The sequence below is a fragment of the Rugamonas violacea genome, from assembly GCF_016461825.1.
GTDB lineage: Bacteria > Pseudomonadota > Gammaproteobacteria > Burkholderiales > Burkholderiaceae_D > Rugamonas.
In genome coordinates, this window is record NZ_JAEMNU010000124.1 from 1 (window position 1) to 2,843 (window position 2,843).

The window sequence follows — 2,843 nt, forward strand, 5'->3', positions numbered from 1 at the left end:
GCCGCGCCTGGCCCGCCTGGTAGGCGAAGGCGCTCAGCACGGGATGGGAGAACAGTTCGCGCAAGCCCAGCTCGATGCCCATGACCTCGCGCAAACGCGACATCAGTTGCACCGCCAGCAGGGAGTGGCCGCCCAGTTCGAAGAAGTGGTCGTTGCGGCCCAGGCCCTGCAACCCCAGCAGGTCCTGCCAGATGGCGGCGATGGCCTGTTCCAGCTCGCCTTCCGGCGGCGCATAGGGACGCGCCGCCAGCGCCATCATGTCCGGCGCCGGCAGGGCTTGGCGGTCCAGCTTGCCGTTCGGCGTGAGCGGGAAACGTTCCAGCGTGACGAAGGCGAGCGGCACCATGTACTCGGCCAGATGCCGACCCAGTTCACTGCGCAGTTCGGCCGCGCCGCCCGGCGTGCCGGTCAGGTAGGCCACCAGGCGCTTATCGCCCGGCACGTCTTCGCGCGCCAGCACCACCGCCTCGCGCACCCCCTCGCAGGCCGCCAGGCGCGCCTCGATTTCACCCAGCTCGATGCGCAAGCCACGGATCTTGACCTGGAAGTCGTTGCGGCCCAGGCATTCGATCGCGCCGTCGGCCAGCCAGCGGCCGACGTCGCCCGTCTTGTACAAAGTGCCCGCGCTGAACGGGTCGGCGATGAAACGCTCGGCCGTCAGTTGCGGACGATGCAGGTAGCCGCGCGCGACGCCGATGCCGCCGATATAAATCTCGCCGCTGACACCTTGCGGCACCGGTTGCAGATGGCCGTCCAGCACATACAAGGTCGTATTCCCCAGCGGCCAGCCGATCGGCACGATGCCCGGGTGGGCGTCGTTGCAGCGCCAGTGGCTCACGTGCACCCCCGCCTCGGTCGGACCATACAGATTGTGCAGTTCGACCTGCGGCAGGGTCGCCAGGAAGCGCTGCTGCAAGGCGTAAGGCAGGGCCTCGCCGCTGCACAGCACACGGCGCAGCATGGCGCAGTGCCGCAGCTCGGCTTGCTGCATGAAGGCGTCGAGCATCGACGGCACGAACAGCAGCGTCGTCACCTGCTCGCGCACGATCAGCTCGCCCAACTGGCGCGGATTCTGGTGCGCCTTGGGCGGCGCCACCACCAGCGTGGCGCCGTTGAGTAGAGGCCAGAACAATTCCCAGACCGAGACGTCGAAGCTGATCGGCGTCTTCTGCAAGACGCGCTCGCCGGCCTCCAGCCGATACGCGCTTTGCGCCCAGCACAGCCGGCTGACGGCCGCGTCGTGCTGGTTCATCGCCCCTTTCGGCTGGCCGGTCGAGCCGGAGGTGTAGATCACGTAGGCCAGGTGGGACGGCTTCAAGCCCGCCACCACCGGGTTGTGGACCGGCTGCGCCGCCAGGCCGGCGTCGTCCAGATACTGCAACCGCGCCGCGCCATCCACCTGCAGCGGCAAGCCGCTGTGCGTCAGCACGACCTGCGGCGCGCAATCGGCCAGCATGTAGGCCAGGCGTTCGGCCGGGTAGTCCGGGTCGAGCGGCACGTAGGCGCCGCCGGCCTTCAGGATGGCCAGCAGGCCGACCACCATGCCCAGGCTGCGCTCGGCGCAAATGGCCACCCGCGCGTCCGGCTCGACGCCGAGCGCCAGCAGGCGGTGCGCCAGCTGGTTGGCTTGCTTGTTCAGCTCGGCGTAACTGAGCACCTCGCCTTCGAAGCGCACGGCCTCGGCGCCGGGACTGCGCAGCACCTGTTCCTCGAACATCTGGTGCAGCAACTTGTCGCGCGGGAAGGCGACGTCGGTGTCGTTCCAGCCGCGCGTCAACTGCTCGCGCTCGACGGCGTCCAGCAGGTTCAGCCGGCTCACGCTTTGCTGGTCGTCCTCGACCATCCCCTGCAACACCGCGCGCAGGTAGCCCACCAGCCGCCGCGCGGTGTCGGCTTCGAACAGCGCGGTCGAATAGATCAAGCCGCCAACGAGGCTGTCGCCGGCCTCGCTCATCGACAGCGACAGATCGAACTGCGCCGTCGTATGCGGCGTGGCGACGCCGCTCAATTGCAGGCCGGGCAGGCTCAGCCCGCCACCGCCCGGCGTGTTGTTCATCGCGAACATCGTCTGGAACAGCGGGCTGTGGCTCATGCTGCGCTGCGGCTTGAGCGCGTCGACCACCTGTTCGAACGGCACGTCCTGATGGGCGTAGGCGTCCAGCGTGCCGGCGCGCATCCGGGCCAGCAGGGCCGCCACGCTCGGGTCGCCGTCGGCGTTCACGCGCAGGGCCAGGGTGTTGACGAAAAAGCCGATCAGGTGTTCCGTCTCGCCGCGCTGGCGGTTGGCGATCGGGCTGCCGACCACCACGTCCGATTGTCCGCTGACGCGGGACATCAAGATGCCCCAGCCGGTGAGCAGGGTCATGAACAGCGTGGCGCCGTGGCGCCGGCTGAGCTGCTTGAGGGCCTGCGTCAGCTCGGCCGTCAAGGTGAAATCGACACTCGCGCCGGCATGGCTTTGCTGGGCCGGACGGGGATGGTCGGTCGGCAGGGCCAGCAGTTCCGGCACGCCGGCCAGATGGCCGCGCCAGTAATCGAGCTGGGCTTGCAAGGCCTCGCCCTGCAACCAGTCGCGTTGCCAGACGGCGTAGTCGGCGTATTGCAGCGCCAACGGCGGCAACGGATCGCCCCGCCCCTGGCTGTACGCCGCATATAGCGCGCTCACTTCCCGCACCAGCAGGCCGATCGACCAGCCGTCGGAAATGATGTGGTGCTGATTAATCAGCAGCAAATGCTCGTCCTCGCCCAGGCGCAGCAGCTGGCCACGGATCAACGGTCCTTGGGCCAGGTCGAACGGCGTGCTGAAGAAATCGACGCTGCCGCGCTCGACGGCGCTGCGCTGC

At 68.6% G+C, this 2,843-nt stretch carries 1 protein-coding gene; it reads right to left on the reverse strand.

Translation table 11 applies throughout. The features are described 5' to 3' along the window. On the reverse strand, positions 1-2,843 hold a 2,843-nt coding region (locus H7U20_RS23730), incomplete at both ends, for a non-ribosomal peptide synthetase (RefSeq protein WP_199761610.1).